Annotated in this window: 14 protein-coding genes; 9 read left to right on the top strand and 5 right to left on the bottom strand. The window is 73.6% G+C overall.

Features of this window, described 5'->3' with window-relative positions; genetic code table 11:
* Positions 1-148: 148 nt before the first annotated feature.
* Together ACIQMJ_RS36355 and ACIQMJ_RS36360 are read right to left on the bottom strand one after the other, a co-directional pair.
* Entirely contained in the window at positions 149-1219 is a 1071-nt protein-coding gene (locus ACIQMJ_RS36355) for a methyltransferase (protein WP_499765551.1), read from the bottom strand.
* Positions 1220-1280: 61 nt separating this feature from the next.
* Positions 1281-2849: a class I adenylate-forming enzyme family protein gene (locus ACIQMJ_RS36360; RefSeq protein WP_499765552.1), complete on the bottom strand. Its 1569-nt coding sequence runs from the start codon at positions 2847-2849 to the stop codon at positions 1281-1283.
* 453 nt (positions 2850-3302) lie between these two features.
* On the opposite strand from ACIQMJ_RS36360, the gene ACIQMJ_RS36365 reads away from it, so the two are divergent.
* From ACIQMJ_RS36365 to ACIQMJ_RS36375, 3 genes are read left to right on the top strand one after another with little or no spacing between them, the layout of a single operon-like run.
* The gene (locus ACIQMJ_RS36365; RefSeq protein ID WP_499765553.1) at positions 3303-4436 is read left to right on the top strand and encodes a type III polyketide synthase; all 1134 of its coding nucleotides are present in this window, start codon (positions 3303-3305) and stop codon (positions 4434-4436) included.
* Positions 4424-4990, top strand: coding sequence for a cupin domain-containing protein (locus ACIQMJ_RS36370; RefSeq protein WP_499765554.1), 567 nt, complete (start codon positions 4424-4426; stop codon positions 4988-4990). Before ACIQMJ_RS36365 ends, ACIQMJ_RS36370 begins: the two co-directional genes overlap by 13 nt.
* Before the next feature lie 5 nt (positions 4991-4995).
* Entirely contained in the window at positions 4996-6135 is a 1140-nt protein-coding gene (locus tag ACIQMJ_RS36375; RefSeq protein WP_499765645.1) for a DegT/DnrJ/EryC1/StrS family aminotransferase, read from the top strand.
* Positions 6136-6182: 47 nt separating this feature from the next.
* On the opposite strand, the gene ACIQMJ_RS36380 is transcribed toward ACIQMJ_RS36375, so the two are convergent.
* Entirely contained in the window at positions 6183-9701 is a 3519-nt protein-coding gene (locus ACIQMJ_RS36380) for an ATP-binding protein (RefSeq protein ID WP_499765555.1), read from the bottom strand.
* An 811-nt stretch (positions 9702-10512) separates the two neighbouring features.
* Here ACIQMJ_RS36380 and ACIQMJ_RS36385 point away from each other — a divergent pair.
* The 4 genes from ACIQMJ_RS36385 (at position 10513) to ACIQMJ_RS36400 (ending at position 15764) form a co-directional block, all read left to right on the top strand.
* Entirely contained in the window at positions 10513-11688 is a 1176-nt protein-coding gene (locus ACIQMJ_RS36385; protein WP_499765556.1) for a serine hydrolase domain-containing protein, read from the top strand.
* Positions 11689-11829: 141 nt separating this feature from the next.
* Positions 11830-12687 carry a hypothetical protein gene (locus ACIQMJ_RS36390; RefSeq protein WP_499765557.1) on the top strand — a complete coding sequence of 286 codons (858 nt, stop codon included), beginning with the start codon at positions 11830-11832 and terminating at the stop codon, positions 12685-12687.
* Positions 12688-13000: 313 nt separating this feature from the next.
* Entirely contained in the window at positions 13001-15340 is a 2340-nt protein-coding gene (locus ACIQMJ_RS36395) for a SpoIIE family protein phosphatase (protein ID WP_499765558.1), read from the top strand.
* Positions 15341-15380: 40 nt separating this feature from the next.
* On the top strand, positions 15381-15764 hold the full coding sequence (locus ACIQMJ_RS36400) for a hypothetical protein (RefSeq protein ID WP_499765559.1): 384 nt from the start codon (positions 15381-15383) through the stop codon (positions 15762-15764).
* A 47-nt stretch (positions 15765-15811) separates the two neighbouring features.
* On the opposite strand, the gene ACIQMJ_RS36405 is transcribed toward ACIQMJ_RS36400, so the two are convergent.
* Entirely contained in the window at positions 15812-16216 is a 405-nt protein-coding gene (locus tag ACIQMJ_RS36405; protein ID WP_499765560.1) for an STAS domain-containing protein, read from the bottom strand.
* Positions 16217-16409: 193 nt separating this feature from the next.
* Between ACIQMJ_RS36405 and ACIQMJ_RS36410 the strand changes: the two genes are divergently transcribed.
* Together ACIQMJ_RS36410 and ACIQMJ_RS36415 are read left to right on the top strand one after the other, a co-directional pair.
* Entirely contained in the window at positions 16410-16625 is a 216-nt protein-coding gene (locus ACIQMJ_RS36410) for a hypervirulence associated TUDOR domain-containing protein (protein ID WP_499765561.1), read from the top strand.
* On the top strand, positions 16622-16933 hold the full coding sequence (locus ACIQMJ_RS36415; protein ID WP_499765562.1) for a DUF3140 domain-containing protein: 312 nt from the start codon (positions 16622-16624) through the stop codon (positions 16931-16933). The genes ACIQMJ_RS36410 and ACIQMJ_RS36415 overlap by 4 nt, the downstream gene beginning before the upstream one ends.
* A gap of 13 nt (positions 16934-16946) precedes the next feature.
* Here ACIQMJ_RS36415 and crtI read toward each other — a convergent pair whose 3' ends face one another.
* Positions 16947-18413 (bottom strand): phytoene desaturase family protein, encoded by a 1467-nt coding sequence (gene crtI / locus ACIQMJ_RS36420; protein ID WP_499765563.1) that lies wholly within the window; start codon positions 18411-18413, stop codon positions 16947-16949.
* Positions 18414-18417 lie beyond the last annotated feature (4 nt).

An 18417-nucleotide genomic window follows, 5' to 3' on the forward strand; every position in this document is an offset into this window, starting at 1 on the left:
ACCGGAGGGGACGGCCGCCGTGGCGTGTGGGCCGATGTGACCGGCGTCGTCCTGCCGGCACCGGAGAGACGGCCGTCGCGGCACGTGGGCCGATGCGACCGCGGCCGTCCACTCCGCACGGGAGTGGACGGCCGCGGCGGCGTGGGGGTCAGGCGGTCTTCGTCGCCGACAGGACGCCCGGGATCGGGATGACGTCCGGCGGGATGTCGGCCGGGCTCTTGGCGATCGCCTTGGTCACCGTGAACCCGCGCTCCTCCAGCCACCGCCGGTAGGTCGACAGCTTCTGCGGCCCGCCCTGGCCCATGGTGGCGCCGAGGAAGAACGACGGGAAGAAGTCGACGTTGTAGTTGTCGGTGTCCTTGATGTCCTCCGGGTACACCGGCACCATCACGTGCACCTGGCCGCCGACGTTGAGCGACTTGTGCACGCCGTCGAGGATCCGGAACACGTCGTCCTGGTCGAACATGTCCAGGAAGTGCTTGATGAGCACCACGTCGTAGCCCTCGGGGATGCTGTCGAAGACGTTGCCGCCGATGAACGTGCAGTGCTCGGCCACGCCGTTGGCCCGGAAGTTCTCCAGGGCCTCCTGCTCCTTCTCGGGCAGGTCGAACGTCGTGACGCGCAGGCCGGGCGAAGCCTTGTGCCGGTAGGTGTGGATCGCGCCCAGGCCCGTGTTGCCGGCCAGGTCGAGCACCTGCGCGCCCGCCGGGATGTCGACGTTCTCGAAGAACCACGGGTCGATGCGCTCGGTCACCTTGTCCATCAGCGTCGACCAGGCGTCGCGCAGGTCGCGGTGCTCGGCCACGGCCCCGTACAGGGTGCCCTCGAAGCCGTACAGCTCCTTGAGGCCCGCGACCGTGCCGGTCCGCACGCTCTCCGTCAGGTAGTACAGCTGCCGCAACGACACGACCTTGATCAGGTTCATGTAGGCCAGCGCCCGGTTGAGGTCGGGCGCGGCGACGCCGGCGAGGCCGTCGAGGGAGTAGCCGCCGGTGTCGCCGTCGAAGGCGATGAAGCCCTCCTTGACCGGCAGGTGCAGCAGCTGCTCCACCGCGTCGGGCTTGGCGCCGACCACCTTGCCCAGGTCGGCGGCGGTGGCGCCGGGCTGCTCGCGGATCGCGTCGACGATGCCGAGTTCGAAGCAGGACACCAGGTTCATGAACCTGGCGGGCCCCACCATGTAGTCACGAAGTCGGGCAAGCGTTGCGTCCGGTGTCATCGGGCTGATCCCCTCGGTTGGTTACGGTCGCGAAAGTTCGCCGCGTCGGGCCGGCCGCGGTTCACGCCCGCTTCTCCAGCTGCTCCTGCAAGCGGCGGGACAACTCGATCCGCTGCACCTTGAGCGTCGCGGTGCGCGGCAGCTCGGCGCGCGGGATCTGGATCGGGTCGGCCAGCTGGGGGAAGCCCGCGACGGCCGCCCGCCAGCGGTCGAGGTCGAGCGGCTGGTCCTCGGTGGTGCAGATGACCGGGATGGCCTCGCCCTTCGGACCGGTCACCACGACGAGCTCGCTCAGCTCGGGCATCCGGCCGAGCACGACGTCCTCGACCTCCAGGCTGCTCTGCACGCCGGCGATCATGTCCACCTCGCGGTCGAGCATGTGCAGGCAGCCGAACTTGGTGCGGTAGCCGACGTCACCGGTGCGCCACCACTTGCCGTTGAGGTTCTCGTCGAACCGGTCCTGCTCGCCGTGGTAGGTCTGGGCCACGGCCTTCCAGCTGACCTCGATGAAGCCGGGGTTGTCCTTGGACGGCCGCTTGCCGTTGCGGCTCACCACGCGCACCCGCGCGCAGCCGGGCATGGCGTAGCCGACGCAGCGCCCGTCCGCCCGGTGCGCCGAGCCGGGGAAGTAGGGCCGGCCGACGGCGGGGCCCACCTCGCTCTGGCCGTAGATCTGGAAGAACAGCGGCGACCGCCGCTCGGAGGACTTGAGCAGCCTGCTGATCGTCCTGGGGTGGATCGCGTCGAACGTGGTGCTGAAGTACTTGATGGACGCGAACGGCTTGCGCGGGTCCTCGGCGAGGTCCTCCCAGTCCATCAGCGAGTTGGGCAGCACCTCCAGGAAGCCGGGCCGGTACTGCCGGAGCACCTCGGTGACCTCGTCCGGGTCGGACTGCCTGATGAGCACCACCGGCATCGCCCGCACCAGCGCCAGGGCCATCGCGGCGAACATCCGCGAGTGCACGAACGGGATGTGGATCGCGACGGTCTCGCGGTTCTTCATCAGCGCCAGCAGCCACCGCTGCGGCCGCAGCCGCAGCTTCATGGTCTGCGGCGTGTGCACGACGAGCTTGGGCACGCCGGTGGTGCCGGACGTGTGGGTGATCATCGCGGGTTCCTCGGGCACCCGGAACACCGGCCGGACCCTCGGCGAGCCGGCGAGCTCGGCCAGCGACACCGCGCCCGGCCTGCTCCCGGCCACGATCAGCACGGTCGAGGTGCGCCCGTCCAGCGGCACGTCGGCCATGGCGTCGAGCTTGGGCACGTCGGTGAGCAGGTGCGGCCGGTCCAGCCGGTCGAGCAGGGCGGCGACGGTCGGGCCCTTCAGGGCGGGCGACAGCATCACCGGCACCGCGCCGATCCGCGACGCGGCGGTGGCCAGCACCCAGGCGTCGAAGTTGGCGGTCTTGTAGACCGCGACGTGCTCGGCGGGCCGGACGCCGGCCGCCCACAGCCTGCCCGCCAGGTCGTCCACGTGGCCGACGAGCTCGGACACGGTCATCCGCCGGCCGGCCTCGGGCAGCACGTCCAGGTCGTGGTCGAGGGTGAGCAGCGTCGAACCGTTCCTGGCCGCGGCCACGTCCGGCAAGATGCCGGGGTAGAAACCGCGCTTCCACGCTCTGTGGATCATGGACCCCTTCATCCAGACTTGCTCCTTCCGGGTGTTCGACGACACTCGGGCCCGCACCGGTCGGCGGGGCACGGGGGCACGCCGAGGTGTCGCCGCCGTGGACCGCATGCGCCGCTGCCCGCACTAGCATCGACACCCGGACTTGGCCGGGACTGTGCGACGGGTTGGCGCCGGCTTGGCGCGACGCCCCGGCCGGCCGGCCGCCCACCCGCTCCCGCCCCGCGGCGGCGTCCGCCCGCACCGCGCCGACGCTCGGCGAATCGCGTGCCCGCGCCGGAAACCGTTGGTGGGCGAGAAGTCCACGCCAAGCCGATCACAAGCGCGGTGGGGAACAGTGCTGGACGTATGCCCGAGCCGACCCTCGAACCGCCCCGTCGCAGCCGACCGGCTGACCCAGACGGTGGCGTCGGGGTTTCGAGGAACACTCTTACGTGCAGGGGGTTGCGGCCAGACATGCCCATCTTATGCAAGCCGTCGGTGCGCGTGCCGGAGCACGTCATCACCATGGAAGAGACCCTGGAATTTGCCGAGAGGGTGCATGCCGGGAAGCCACAGCTCCCGCTGGCGCTTCGACTGATCCAGAACACCGGGGTGCGCAAGCGGCACATCGTCCAGCCCATCGAGGAGACGCTGCGCCACCCCGGTTTCGACGAGCGCAACCGCATCTACGAGGTCGAGTCCAAGAAACGGGTGCCCGAGGTCGTCGAGGAGGCGCTGGCGAACGCGGGCGTCGTCGCGCACGACATCGACGCGATCATCTACGTGTCGTGCACCGGGTTCCTGATGCCGTCGCTGACCGCGTGGCTGATCAACACCATGGGGTTCCGGGCCAACACCCGCCAGATCCCCATCGCGCAGCTGGGCTGCGCGGCGGGCGGTGCGGCGATCAGCCGTGCGCACGACTTCTGCACGGCCTACCCCCAGGGCAACGTGCTGATCGTGTCCTGCGAGCTGTGCTCGCTGTGCTACCAGCCCGGTGACGACGCCGTCGGTTCGCTGCTGTCGGACGGGCTGTTCGGCGACGCGGTCGCGGCGGCCGTGGTGCGGGGCAGCGGCGGGACGGGCGTGGCGCTGGAGCGCAACGCGTCCTACCTGATCCCGAACACCGAGGAGTGGATCTCCTACGCGGTCCGCTCCACCGGCTTCCACTTCCAGCTGGACCGCCGGGTGCCCGGGACGATGGAGCCGCTCGCGCCCGTGCTGCGCGACCTCGCCACGGACCACGGGTGGGACATCGCCGCCCTCGACTTCTACATCATCCACGCCGGCGGGCCGCGGATCCTGGACGACCTGAGCAAGTACCTCGGCGTCGACCGCACCGCGTTCCGGCACAGCTGGGCGACCCTGACCGAGCACGGCAACATCGCCAGCGCGGTCGTGCTGGACGCGTTGCGCCGGCTCTTCGAGGAAGCACCGCCGGCACCGGGCGCCACTGGCGTGATCGCGGGCTTCGGCCCCGGCATCACCGCCGAGATGGCGGTGGGCCGGTGGGTCGTCGACGCGCCGTCGCCCCGGGACGCGTCGTCGTTCCGGCCCGAGCGTGACTTCGCGTACGAGGCAGGGAGGCAAGCCACATGGACGGCCTGATCGTCCCACCGGGCCAGGGTCGGCGGCTGACGACGAAGGCGCAGGACGTCACCTTCAAGGTCACCGGGGCGCACGGCTCGCCCAACTCGATCTTCGAGGTGGTGGTGCCGCCGGGGTTCGACGTCGGCGCGCACGTGCACGAGCGCACGGGCGAGTTCTTCTACGTCCTGGAGGGCGAGCTGGACCTGCTCGCGTTCGAACCGGTCGAGCGCAAGGGCGACCGCTGGGACGACTGGGAGGCGCCCGACGGGCGTCGGTTCGTGCGCGCGGGCGTGGGCGCGAGCATGTTCGTGCCGACCGGGTGCCCGCACGCGTTCCGCAACTCGACCGACAAGCCCGCGCGGATGCTGTTCCAGAGCTCGCCCGCGCCGGACCACGAGCGCTACTTCGAGGAGATCTGCGAGATCTTCGCCGCGGGCTCCGACGGCGTGGACCCCGAGGCGGTGCAGCGGTTGCGCGACCGCTACGACGTCAAGCAGATCACGCCGCTGCGCTACGAGCCGCCGTCGCCGGCGGGCGTCAGCGGCAGCCTGTCGTCGGTGAGCGGGCGGTGACCGCGGTGGAGCCGATCCCCCTGGTCAAGGCGAGCCTGGGTGAGCAGGAGCTGGCCGCCGTCGCGGAGGTGTTCGCCTCCGCGTGGCAGGCGGGCCAGGGCCCGAAGGGCAAGGCGCTGGAGGCCGAGCTGATCGCCCGCTACGGCGCCGGTGACGCCGTGGCGCTGAACAACTGCGGCTCGGCGCTGCACCTGGCCCTGCTGGCGCTCGGCGTCCGGCCGGGTGACGAGGTGATCGTCGCGGACTACTCGTTCCCGGCACCGGCGCACGCGGTGCACTACGTCGGCGCGGTGCCGGTGTTCGCCGACGTGCGCGCCGACACCGGCACCGTGGACCCGGCGGCGGTGGAGGACCTGATCGGTCCGCGCACCGTCGGCGTGATCGCGGTGGACACCGTCGGGCTGCCCGCGGACTACGCGGAGCTGAAGGCGATCACCGACCGGCACGGGCTGTTCCTCGTCGAGGACGCCGCCTGTGCCGTCGGCGCGACGTATAAGGGGCGCGAGGCGGGCGCCCTGGCGCCGGTGGCCTGCCTGTCCTTCCACGGCCGCAAGGGCATCACCAGCGGCGAGGGCGGCGCGCTGATCACCACCGACCCGGCGGTCGCGGCGCACGCCAGGCTGCGCTCGTCGTTCGGCATCGGCAGCATCTTCGACCAGGCGAAGGTCGTCGGCCTGCCGATCCCGGAGTTCACCGAGATCGGCTACAACTACAAGCTGTCCGACATCGCCGCGGCGATCCTGCTGGTGCAGCTGGGCCGGGTCGAGGAGCTGCTGGAGCGCAGGCGCGCGGTCGCGGCCCGGTACGCCGAGCTGCTGGCCGACGAGGAGCTCGTCACGCTGCCGCACGTGCCGGAGGACCGCACGCACGCCTGGCAGTCGTTCCTGCTCACGCTGGACCCCGGCGTGGACCGCGCCGCCGTCGCGGCCGACCTGCGGGCGCAGGGCATCGGGTGCGGGCACGGCACGTGGGCGAGCCACCTGCAACCGGTGTACGAGGCCAAGCAGCAGTGCCCGACGTCGGCCGACCTGTTCCGCCGCCAGTTCGCCGTCCCCATGCACGCCGAGCTGCGGATGGACCAGGTCGACCGGGTGGTGGAGGCGTTGCGCGTCGCGCTGCGCACCCACGCCTCCGTCGGGGTGTAGGCCGTGCGCGGTGTCCGTGCCCGGGAAGGGCACGGACACCGCGGGGCTCACCCGCAGGGCGCGGCTTCGAACCGGTGCGCCGAGTCCACGGCGTCGCGCACGCGGGCCAGCCACGGCAGCGCGCCCATCCGCCCCGCCGCGTCGGTGGCCACGGCGAGGTCCGCCAGCGCCGCGTCCCGGTCACCGAGCGCCAGCGCGGCCTCGGCGGTGAAGTAGGCCACCGAGCCGCTGACCACCAGGTCCGGCGCCGAGCACGCCAGGTGGCGGTAGGGCAGCAGCTGTGCCCGCCACCGCGCCACCAGGTCGGTCTCGCCGAGCCGCGCCGCGGCCAGCAGCGCCCAGCAGCGGGTGTAGAGCCACAGGTGGTCCTCCTCCGGCCCGCGGGGGAACCGGTGCAGGGCGATGCGGGCGTCCCGCGCCAGCCCGGCGTCCACCAGCGCCATCACCAGGATCGCCTGCAACGCGGGCCGGTTCGACGCCTCCGCCGCGGCGCGCAGCTCGTCGACGAGGTACCGCCCGCCGCCGGTGAGGAACGCGGCCTCCCAGCGCTGCACGGTCCGGTTGAACCGCGCGTCGCCCCACGACGTCCCGGCGCACTGGTCGTGGGTCGCCCGGCTCACCTCGTCCGCCTCCGCCCAGCGCCCGTCGAGCAGCAGCAGGCCCGCGCGGGACCAGCCCAGCCGCGTGCGCAGGGCAGGGCTGCGCTCCTGCGCCTGCTCGGCCGCGAGGTCCAGCTCGGCGGCGGCCTCGCGCACGCGGCCCTGGGTCACGAGCACCTGCGCGAGGAGCCGCCGCGCCCGCGCCACCGCCAGCGGCGGCAGGTCGGGCAGCGCCAGCAGCTCGGTGACCGCCTTGAGCCGCTGGTCGAGGTGGTCGGGACCGTTGAGCGCCACGGCCCGCAGGTGCAGCAGCGTGGCCGGCTCCAGCGTCCCGGTCGAGAGCCAGGCCAGCGCCAGCGCCTCGTCCGACAACGCGGCCCGGCCGGTCGGGTCGCCGTCGTGGCGGCGGGCGACCGCCAGGCACGACAGCAGGTGCGCCCGCTGCACCGGGTCGGTCACGTGCGGCAGCGCCCGTTCGAGCACGCCGACGAGCCGGTCGTCGACCTCGCCGCGGTGGTCCGGGCACAGGTCGAGCTCGCTCACCGCCGCGACGGCGGTGGCGACCAGCCGCGAGGTGTTCAGGGCTCCGGGCGCGGACAGGACCTCCTCCATCGCCCGGATGAACACCAGCAGCCCGTCCCGGAAGTTCTCCGCCCGGTACAGCGAGGCGCCCAGGCCGACGAGCAGGGCGTGCCGGTCCAGGTCCTCCTGCTCGGCCAGGTCGGCGGCGGCGAGCGCCTGCCGCCACAGCCGCGCGGCGTCCTCGGGGACGAGCCAGGTGTCGGCGCCGCGGGCCGCGGTGGCGGCGTGGGCGGAGACCTGCGCCGCCGCGGTCGAGTCGAGCTCGGCCGCGGGCAGCCGGTGCGGGGCGATCCCGGCGGCTTTCCCGGTGCCGCCCGTCCACACCCGGGCCGCCGCCGCGCCGATCCGCCGGTGCACCAGCGCCCGGCGCAGCCGCCCGGTCGTCTCGTAGAGCGTCTCGGCGGCCAGCGTGTGGGTGAAGCGGAACCAGCCCAGCCGCTGCTGGTCCTCCACCACCAGCCCGGCCTCGATCGCGCTGTCGAGCGCTTCCAGCGCCGCCTCGACGTCGACCGAGGCGGCCCCGGCGACGATCTCGATGTCGAAGTGCCGGCCGGCGATGGCCGCCACGGACAGGATCTCGGCCGCGGCCCGGGGCAACCGGGCCACGCGTCGCAGCACCACCTCGCGCACCGGCGTCGGCACCGGCGCGGGCCGCTGGTGGTCCGGGCCCTGTTCGGCGGGTGCCTGCTTGATGAGCTCCCGCAGGAAGAACGGGTTGCCCTCGCTGCGGGTCCACAGCGCCTGCGCGGTCCGACCGCCGACCTCGCGGCGCAGCACCGTGCTCGCCAGCGTCCGGGTCTCCCGGACGTCGAGCCCGGTGAGCTCGATCCGGGTCACCCCCGCGCGGGCCAGCGCGACCGCCGTGCCGGCGAGGGCCGCCGCCTCGTCCGACCGGTGCACCACGACCAGCAGCAGCCTGCTCGGCGGCGCCGACTCGGCCAGGTGCGCCAGCAGCCGCAGCGACGCGGGGTCCGCCCGGTGCACGTGGTCGAGCACGACCACCAGCGGCGCGGTGCTCGACACGTCGGCCAGGTAGGCGACGATCGCCTCGAACCGGCGCAGGTCGGCGCCCGCGTCGTCGGCGGTGCGCCGGGCGTCGTCGTCGAGCAGCTCGGCCACCGGCGTCGGCACCGAGGCGCGCGGGTAGCAGGTGGTCGCCGCGCGCAACACCTGCTCCCACAACCACAACGGCGGCGCGTCGACGTGCTCCGGGCAGGTGCCCCACAGCACCGGCACGCCCGCCAGCTCGGCGAACCGGCGCACCAGGCTGGTCTTCCCGATCTCCGGCTCGCCGGACACCGCCACCACCCGGCACCGGCCGGTCGACGCCGCGGCCAGGGCTTCGGCCAGCCGCCGCAACTCCGCCTCGCGGCCGACGAAGACCTCGCCGTCGGGGACCGGCGCGGGCGGCGCCCCGGTCACGCGCACCTGCGGCACGACCGCGGACCCGTCCTCGGCCCTGGTCGCGGGGATGGCCGGCACGCTCGACGCGGGCGGCTGCCAGTCCAGCGCGGGCGACTGGTTCAGGATCTCGTGCTCGAGCTGCTTGAGCGCGGGCCGCGGGTCGACGCCCAGCTCCTCCGCCAGCCGCGACTGGATGGTCCGCAGCACGCTCAGCGCGTCCGCCTGCCGCCCGGCCCGGTACAGCGCCAGGGTCAGCAGTTCGCACCCGTATTCGCGCAACGGGTGCGCCTGCACGAACGCTTCCAATTCGGCGACCGCGACCTCGTGCGCGCCGACCGCGAGCAGCGCGGCGCACCGGGCTTCCACGACCGATAATCGCAATTCGTCCAACCGGGCCACCTCCGGCGCGACCCAGGTGGCGCCGGCCACTTCCGAGTAGGGCCGGCCGCGCCACAGCGCCAAACCGGCCTCGAACTCGCTCAACGCCTGTCGGGAATCACCGCGTTCCAATGCCTGCCAGCCCGCGGTGGCGTGTTCGCCGAACCGGTGCACGTCGACGTCGACCACGCGGTCGTCCAGCAGGTAGCCCTGCGCGCAGGTGCGCAGCACGGTGGCCGGCGTCCGCGGCGCGCGATCCGGCTCCAGCACCTTCCGCAGGTTCGCCACGTACGCCTGGAGCGAGGTGATGGCCGACGGGGGCGGGTGGCCGGCCCACAGCGCCTCCAGCATCACGTCCACCGCCACCGGCTGTCCCACCCGGCTGACCAGCAGCGCGAGCAGCGCGCGTTGTTTCGGCGTGCCCAGGTCGACCAGCCGGTCGCCCACCACCGCCTCGAGCGGGCCCAACGCGCGCAGGCGCACCGTGGCGGGCGTGGCGCCGCGCTGGTCCGGCGGCGGCGCCTCGGTCCACCGGACGGAACCCGGCAGCGTGCGACGAGTCGTGCCGACCACCGTCGCCTCGGTCGTGCGTCGCGTTCTCATGCACATTCCGGCGCGGTTGGGAAGAGCAGTTCGGGCACCGCTTGGCGATGTTCGGGACAAGTGCGGAGGTGCTGCCGGTATTCGGTGTCTGCGTGGCCCGAGTACACGGAATTGGTCCTACCTTTCCCATGACTCCACAAGTAATCGTCAACGACGTGCACGATTTCGGCTTACTGCCCCATCTATAGCACCACGTGGTCTGCTGCGCTTGCGACCTGCCGAACCTGATCAAGCCTCGAATGAACGTGCGCCGGTCGCCATTCGAGAAGTGTCGAATGGCATCGCGGGTGGAGTCCGGCCGCGTGCGCCGGTGAAGGGCGGGCCCGGTGCGCGTGGTCGCGCGCCACCGGTGCGGGAAGTCGCGCCCGGGTCCGGCGGGTGGTCCGTGCTGCGGTCAGCGCCGCGATCGGCGCCCTACCACCGCCCGGTCCGGCACGTCGTTCTGGCCGAACGGGCACCGGGGCCCCGGTGTCTCGAGGCGCGCCCGCCCGTGATCTCCGCTTCGCTCGTGCGCTTGGCTGTCACCAGGACCTACCCCCAGCAGGTGTTCACAGAGCCGAAACGTGCGGGGTCAAGAATTCCAACTCCGATACCGGATCGCAACCCCCGTGCGAGCGCAATGCCAAGTCCACCGGACTCGGGCGGCCGGGATGGATGGATCGGGCATGGATGTGAAGCGTTCGGGCGTACCGGGTGCGTCCGAACGCCACCCGCCGACGGGGTGTGGGCCGCCCCGCTTTGGTCCACTGTGGACGGTGACTGAGGTGGTGCGAACTGGACGATCGGTGATCGGATCGGGCAGTGTGGGCGCATGGGGATCACGAGGGTCGGCGTTGTCGCCGGAGTGGTGGTCGCGCTCGTCGCGGGCGCGGCGTCGGGGGTTCGGGCCAGTGCGGACTCGCCGGTGCGGGACGCGTTGGCGCGCGTGGTCGAGGCGGGCGTGCCCGGCTCCTACGCGGCCGTGGTGGACGGGGGAGGCACGTGGCGCGGCTCGGCCGGTGTCGGCGACGTGCGCACGGGCCGGGCGCCCGATCCGCGCGGCCGGATCCGCGTGGCGAGCGTGACCAAGACGTTCGTGGCCGCGGTGGTGCTGCAACTGGTCGGCGAGGGCAGGGTCCGGTTGGACGACCCGATCGCCGACCACCTGCCCGGCCTGCTGCCCTACGCCGAGCCGATCACCGTCCGCCAGTTGCTCGGGCACACCAGCGGCGTGCCGCGCGACATCGCGCACTGGCAGACCCTCGAAGAGGTCGACACCAAGCGGTGGGAGGCGTTCGAGCCGAGGGACCTGGTCCGGCTCGCGACCGACGGCGTGCCGCTGCTGTTCCCGCCCGGCACGGGCTTCTCCTACTCCAACACCGGTTACACCGTGCTGGGGCTGCTGGTCGAGCGCCTCACGGGCCGGCCGCTCGCGGTCGAGCTGGAGCGCCGCGTCTTCCGGCCGCTGCACCTGCGCGACACGTCGTTCCCGGGCTACCAGCCGTTCCTGCCGTTCCCGGCGTCGCGCGGCTACGAGCGGCTGTACGGCGAGCAGGCGCCGCTGACCGACGTGACCACGTACGTGTGGTCCCGGGTGTGGGCCTCGGGGAACCTGGTCAGCACCCCGGACGACCTCAACCGCTTCTTCCGCGCCCTGCTGGGCGGGCGGCTGCTGCGGCCCGACCTGCTGGCCGAGATGCAGGACGTCCGCCCCGGCGCGCTGGGCCCGTTCGGCTACGGCCTGGGCCTGATGGGCGTGGCCTCCCCGTGCGGCGGGCCGGGCTGGTGGGGCCACGCCGGCGACGTGCCCGGCTACAACACGTGGAGCGTGCACGCGGCCGACCTGACCCGCCAGGTGTCGGCCGGCATGAACCAGGACATCACCGCGCCGGCGGAGGCGCACCAGCACATGCTGTTCTCGGTCGTCACGACCGCGCTGTGCGGTGAGGCGCCCGCGGCGGTGGCGACGAGCGAGCGGGTCCCGTACCTGGGGCCGGCGCTGCCGTGACGTCCGGGTCGCCATAGCACCCGCCGCCCCGGGCCCGGGGCACCACCCCGGGCCGGCACGCCGGAGCGGTCCGGGGCACCCTTGTCGTCGTCCCTGTTGTATCCGCGCGGGGGTCGCACGCCCACTACCGAGGATCGACACGTGACGCTGCCTTACGAGCCCGACGACGACCAAGCCGCCGACCGCTACATCAACGCCGCGCTGCGCAGCCGCGACGCCGAGGCGTGGCGGCTGCTGGCCGCCGACTCCCACGTGGAGCAGACCGACCGGGTGCTGCGGGCGATGCTCGACCGGATCGCGGTGGCCCGCGTGCACCGCACGGCCGAGCGCGCCACCGCGCGGTCGCGGGCCCTGGACGGGGAGATCAGCCAGGCCGAGTACCAGCGCGACGCGGCCGACGACGCCACCCGGGCCACCAAGGCGGCGCACTTCGAGACGCTGGTGCGCGAGCACCACCGGCTGATCGCGGCGGCGGCCCGCCGGCTGCGCGGCGACGACGTCCGCGACGAGCTGACCGACTTGGTGCTCGCCCTGGGCACCGCGATCGACGCCCACCGGGCCGCCGTGCACGCCGGCGGGGCGGAACCCAGCGCGGCCGACCGGGCGCTGTGGTCGCGGTTGGCCGAGCTCGACCTGCCCGGTGACGAGGGTCGTACGTCGGTGGAAGACCTGGTCAAGCGGCACGCGGCGCGCCAGGACGACTTCGGCCGGGTGCTGGCCGGGATCATCCTGGACGCGGCGGGCGAGGACGACTCGGTCCCGCGCGCCGCCCTGCTGCCCGCGTGGAAGAAGGCGGTCGCGCCGACGCTGGCCGTCGCGGAGAAGGCGGAGTTCGCGGCCAAGGGCAAGGGCTCGCTGGCGACCGAGAAGCTGCGCAAGGCGCTGGGCCACCTGGAGCGCAAGGGCCTGGTCCGACGTTCCGGCCCGGCCGACGCCCAGCGGCTGGACCTGCTCGACCGGGCCGGCCTGGCGGAACTGGCCGACCAGCCCGCGCCGTGACGGTCGGACGGCGCTGACCTGCGGGCGTGCGACGACCCGCGTTGTCTGATCGGCCTGGTCCGGTGGAGTCGGTCGACCGGGCTGGTCCGGTGCCGGCCGGCGGGCTGGGCGGTGATCGCCGACCGGCCTGTCCGAGCGGGCCGCGCCGTGACCGCAGGACGGCTCCGAACGGGTGTTACACCCGGACTCACCCGTTCGTGTGACGAGGTGGGTGCTCGGCGGTGACGCCGCCGGTGTGGTCCGCGCCAGGTCGGCGGCACGTTCCCGTCGGTTCGGCTGGCCGTGCGCGGGCCCGCGGACGATGCTGGACGCGATGGCAGTCCAGCGGGATCCGACCGGTTCTGCGCTGGCCGACCTCGTCGCCCGCCAGCGCGACGAGATCGACCGGCTGAGGGCCGCTGCCCGCAGGCAGGCCGTGGTGGAGCAGGCCAAGGGCGTGCTGGCCGAACGGCTCTCGTGCCGCCCGGACGAGGCGTTCGAGGACATGGTGCGGCTCGCCCAGGCCACCGGCAGCGACCTGGTCGTCATCGCCGCGGGCGTGCTCTGCGTGCCGCCACCGCCGGGGCCGCCGTCCGCCGTGCCCGCCGAAGGGCTCTTCGACCCGGCGCGGTACGTGCGGCAGGTCGACATCCCCAAGCCCGCGTCGGCGCCCCTGGGCGAGCGCGCACCGCAGCCGGTGGCGCTCGCCGCGATCGGCACCGCGGCCGACCCCGAGGAGCTGGCCGAGCTCGTCCGCGAGCACGCCGGCTGCGACGCCGTGCTGGTCTACCTGGTCGAACCGGACGGCGGGCTGCGGCTGGAGGCTTCGGCGAACGTGCCCGCCAAGGTGCGCCTGGAGTGGGAGCGCGTGCCGCTCCAGCTCAGGACCGGCGTCCTGGCCGCGGTGCGCAGCGGCCTGCCGCAGTGGCTGTCCGACGCGGAGGAGGCCCGCCGGCGGTACGTGCTCATCGGCGACCCGGAGACGGTGTGGGAGTCGCGCGCGTGGCTGCCGCTGCGCGACCAGACGCGGGTCGTCGGCGTCGTCGGGCTGCTGTGGGGCCGCGACCACCGGTTCTCCGCCGAGGAGCGGTGGGAGCTGGAGGTGCTCACCCGGGCCGCCGGCTCCACCCTCATGGCGCTGGTGAGCGCGGAGAGCGCCGCGCTGGGCCGGAACTGGACGCTGTGGGTGCAGCACCTGCTGGACGTGCTGCCCGGCTCGGTGGCGCTGCTCGGCGCGGTCCACGGCGAGGACGGCGACGTGGTGGACTTCCGGTTCGAGGCGGCCAGCCCCGACGCCGTCGACTTCTCCGGCCGCCGGTACCGGCAGCTCGTCGGGCGCAGCATCCTGACCAGCTACCCGACCGTGGCCGGGACCGAGCTGTGGGCGGCCTACCACCGCGTGCTGCGCACCGGGGTCAGGGAGGTGGTCAGCATCTTCGACTACGAGGAGAACTCGCCGGGCCTGCCGCAGCACGGCCGGTACACGTTGACCATCGGCAAGTTCGGCGACGGCCTGATCCTCGCCTGGCACGAGCACGAGGACCCGTTGCAGCTCGAGCGGCTGCGCAGCGTGCAGCGGCTGGGCAACATCGGCTGGGGCGAGTGGAACCTCGTCACCGACGAGATCGACTGGTCCGACCAGCTCTACGTGATCTTCGACCGCGACCCGGCGCTGGGGCCGATGTCGCTGGACGAGATCCGGGCCTCCGTGGTCCGCGAGGACCTGCCGATCCTCCAGAACGCTGTGCGCGGCATGCTGGAACGGGGCGAGCGCGCCGACTCCGAGCTGCGACTGAAGGCCGGCGACCAGATCCGGTGCGGCCGGTTCATCGGCGAGCCGGTGCTGGACGTCCAGGGCAGGCCGGTCCGGTTGGACGTGGTGCTCCAGGACGTCACCGACATGCGCAAGGCGGAGAAGCGGGTGTTCGACCTGAGCGAGCAGTTCGCGCAGGAGCACCAGGTGGCCGACCACCTGCGCTCGGCCGTGCTGCCGCTGCCGAGCCGGCCGCTGGACCTGCCGGGGATGCGGGTCGCGGTGCGCTACCTCGCCGCCGAGCAGTGGGCGGAGGTGGGCGGCGACTGGTACCACGCGTTCCCGATCGACGACGGCAGCACCCTGCTGGCGATCGGCGACGTGGCCGGTCACGGGCTGGCGACCGCCGCGGCGATGGCCAAGCTGCGGTACGCGCTGACCGGCGCCGCGCTGACCAACCCCGACCCGGCCGGTGTGCTCGACGTGCTCAACCGCATGTTGACCGGGGGAGAGGGCGTGACGCTGGCGTCGGGGATCGTCGCCCGGTTCGAGCCGACCACGCGCCGGCTGTCGTGGGCGCAGGCGGGCCACCCCGCGCCGTTGCTGCTGCGGTCGCACGAGGTGCAACGGCTGGACCGCCCCGAGGGGCCGATCCTGGGCGCGGTGCGGCGAGCGGTGTACGCGACCGCGCGGACGCTGCTCGCGCCCGGCGACACGGTGCTGATGTTCACCGACGGCCTGATCGAGCGCCGCCCGTCCGCCGGCGCCCGCGGTGACGACCTGGAGCGCCTGATGGAGGAGATCCGGGGGTTCGTCGCGGACCTGGACCCGCTCGAGATGCCCGAGGCGCTGACGTCGCGCCTGGTCCCGGCCACGCCGCTGGACGACACGTGCATCGTGGCGGCGACGATCACGGCGTGACGGCCGGTTGCGGTCGGCCTGAGCGGGTACACGTCCCGGTATGAGCACGGAGGACCTGAACTCTTACTCGGAACCGCAGGCCACCGGGGCGCCCGACTCGGTCGAGACCGATCCGGCGGCCCTGAACAGCGCCGAGGACCTGGACGAGGACCGGATCCGGATGGACCCGTTGGAGGCGGGGATGGACCCGCCGGAGCAGTGGTCCGGCGTGACCAAGTACGGCATGACGCCGTGGGAGGAGTCCCACCCCCGGCCGCTGGCGGACCGGCTCGCGGAGGAGCAGCCCGACGTGCGGCCGGAGCAGCCCGCCGGTGAGCCGGTGTACCCGGGTGACGGCGTGGTGAGCCGGGACGCCGTGGACGAGCGGGAGGCGGAGATCCGCACCGAGGCCGAGCAGCGCGGGCAGGCGGCGGACGGCAGCTGAGCCCGGTGGCGGTGTCGTGGTCGGCGAGCGCCGACCACGACACCCCGTCACTGGTTGGCCATGCGCCGCGAGGAGGACCGGTCGCCCGGTCGGACGGCGGCCAGCGCCTCGCCCACGGTCGGGTGGACGTTCACGCTCTCGATCACGAGGGTGAGCTCCAGGGGGCGCAGGACGGTGCGGCGGTCGGTGGCCACGGCCAGCGGCACGCCCCGGCGCTGCGCGACCGTGGCGGCCTCGATCAGCAGCTGGATGCCCGCCGAGCCGAAGAAGTCGATCCGGGCCAGGTCCACGACCAGCCCGGCCGGTCTGCGTTCGAGCTGCTCGACCAGGACCGCGCGGACCGGTTTCTCGGACGCCATGTCGATCTCGCCGGCCACTTCGACGACGGTGACGCCGTCGTGGTCGTGGATCTGGATGGTCGTGTCTGACGTGTCGGTGCGGGTGTCGCCCACGGGGGCACCTCTCGGTTGGTACGAGAACCAACAACCGAGCTTCTGCTCAACCCGAATCGTCGCTTCCGCGCAGCTTGGTGTGGCGGTCGGACACCCCAACGCTACGGGGCTTCCACCAGATCCACAACCGCGGCCCTCCCACCTGCGGTGGAGCCGGCGAGCGGGTTCCACCCCGGCCACTCACACTGGGCCCATGGGCGAGGAGAAGTTCCACAAGGGCGACGAGGTGACCTGGTCCAGCCACGGGCAGACCGTGCACGGCGAGGTCGTCGAGGAGATCACCGAGGACACCGAGGCCGCGGGCCGGCAGGTGCGGGCGTCGGAGGACGACCCGCAGTACCGCGTGCGCAGCGACAAGTCCGGCAAGGACGCGGTGCACAAGCCGACCGCCCTGAGCGACGACTCATGAGCGACGACTTCGCCGACGCCGTGAACATGACGGCCGCGGAGCTGGAGCGGTGGCTGGGGACCGACGAGTCGCGGTCCGTCGGCCAGTCCGACGGCGGCGGCGAGTCGGTCGGGCACGAGTCCGGCAGGCGGATCGTGGCGCTGCTGCGGAAGAAGAAGGGCGAGCTGACCGACGACGACCACGCGCACATGCGCAAGGTCGTCGGGTACGTCCACCGCCACCTCGCGCAACGCCCCGACGGGGACGTGAAGCACACGAGGTGGCGCTACTCGCTGATGAACTGGGGCCACGACCCCCTGAAGGACTGACGGGGGCCGGCGGTCACCGCCGCAGCCGCTCGGCGGCGAGCCGGCCGGAGATCAGCACCGGCGGGATGCCGACGCCGGGCGTGGTGCCGCTGCCCGCCAGCACCACGTTGCCCTCGCGGAACGGCAGGTTGCGCGGCCGGAACGGACCGGTCTGGCCGAACGTGTGCGCGGCCGAGAACGGGGTGCCCGCGGCCTGACCGGACCGGGCCCAGTCGTCCGGCGTCACGACCGACAGCACCTCGACGCCGGGGTCGAGCAGCTTGCGCGCGACGAGCTCGCCGACGACCTCCTCGGCGTAGCGCGGGCCGACCTCGTCCCACCGGATCGGCGCGACGTCGAGGTTGGGGCACGGCGCCAGCGCGTACTGGAGGTGCCGTCCGGCCGGGGCGAGGCCGGGATCGGTCAGGGTCGGCGTGGTCAGCAGCAACGACGGGTCGCTCATCAGCCGACCCCGGCGGATGATCTCGTCGAACGTGCTCTCCCAGGCCGAGCCGAACGAGATGGTGTGGTGGCCGAGGCCGTCGACCACCCGCGGGGCGCTCAGGTGCACCACCACCGCGGACGGCGACCAGCGCAGCGGACGCGGCCGCCGCGGTTCGCCGCGCAGCAACCGCGTGCTCTGCGCCGGACCGGTGGCCAGCACCACGGCGTCGCACGGCACGCGGTCGGTCGCGGTGCGCACGGCGGTCACCCGCGGGCCGGTGCGGTCGAGCCCGACCACCTCGACGCCGTAGTGGAAGCGGACGCCGGCGGCGGTCGCGGCGTCGGCGAGCGCCTGCGGCACGGCGCGCATCCCGCCGCGCGGGAACCACACCCCGGCCACCGTGTCCATGTAGGCGATCACCGCGTAGGCGGCGAGCGCGTCGGACGGCGCCACCCCGGCGTACAGGGCCTGGAACGTGAACACGCGCCGGAGGCGTTCGTCGCGCAGGAACCGGCCCACCGCCCGGGACAGCGAGCCGAACCCGCCGAGCCGCGCGAGCGCGACGAGGTCGCGGCCGAGCAGGTCCAGCGGCGAGTCGAAGCTCGCGCCGAGGAACCGGTCGCGCTCGACCCGGTACAGGCGGGTCAGCCAGGCGCGCAGGGCGCGGTAGCCCTCGGCTTCGCGGTCGCCCGCGAGCTCGGCCACCGCCCGGTGCATCGCGGTGGCGTCGGTGTGCACGTCGAGCCCGCTGCCGTCGGCGAACTCGGCGCGGTAGGCCGGGTGCAGCGGCACGAGGTCGAGGTGGTCGGACAACCGGCCGCCGACCGCCGCGAGCGCGTCGTCCAGCAGCTCCGGCATGGTCAGCACGGTCGGCCCGGGGTCGATCAGGTGCCCGTCGACGTCCAGCCTGCCGGCCAGGCCGCCGGGGTGGTCGCGCTGCTCCAGCACCGTCACGTCGTGCCCGGCTCCGCGCAGGTGCAGCGCGGCGGACAGCCCGGCCAGCCCCGCCCCGACCACGACGACCGAGTCGGTCCGGCCCTTCACCACGCGTGCCACGGTG

It is taken from the genome of Actinosynnema sp. NPDC091369, assembly GCF_044757065.1.
Lineage (GTDB): Bacteria > Actinomycetota > Actinomycetes > Mycobacteriales > Pseudonocardiaceae > Actinosynnema.

Bases quoted from the DNA above. Each gene is read 5' to 3' on its own strand.
- ACIQMJ_RS36355 (WP_499765551.1), bottom strand. From the start codon at position 1,219: ATGACACCGGACGCAACGCTTGCCCGACTTCGTGACTACATGGTGGGG.
- ACIQMJ_RS36360 (WP_499765552.1), bottom strand. From the start codon at position 2,849: ATGATCCACAGAGCGTGGAAGCGCGGTTTCTACCCCGGCATCTTGCCG.
- ACIQMJ_RS36365 (WP_499765553.1), top strand. From the start codon at position 3,303: ATGCCCATCTTATGCAAGCCGTCGGTGCGCGTGCCGGAGCACGTCATC.
- ACIQMJ_RS36370 (WP_499765554.1), top strand. From the start codon at position 4,424: ATGGACGGCCTGATCGTCCCACCGGGCCAGGGTCGGCGGCTGACGACG.
- ACIQMJ_RS36380 (WP_499765555.1), bottom strand. From the start codon at position 9,701: ATGAGAACGCGACGCACGACCGAGGCGACGGTGGTCGGCACGACTCGT.
- ACIQMJ_RS36385 (WP_499765556.1), top strand. From the start codon at position 10,513: ATGGGGATCACGAGGGTCGGCGTTGTCGCCGGAGTGGTGGTCGCGCTC.
- ACIQMJ_RS36395 (WP_499765558.1), top strand. From the start codon at position 13,001: ATGGCAGTCCAGCGGGATCCGACCGGTTCTGCGCTGGCCGACCTCGTC.
- ACIQMJ_RS36400 (WP_499765559.1), top strand. From the start codon at position 15,381: ATGAGCACGGAGGACCTGAACTCTTACTCGGAACCGCAGGCCACCGGG.
- ACIQMJ_RS36410 (WP_499765561.1), top strand. From the start codon at position 16,410: ATGGGCGAGGAGAAGTTCCACAAGGGCGACGAGGTGACCTGGTCCAGC.
- ACIQMJ_RS36415 (WP_499765562.1), top strand. From the start codon at position 16,622: ATGAGCGACGACTTCGCCGACGCCGTGAACATGACGGCCGCGGAGCTG.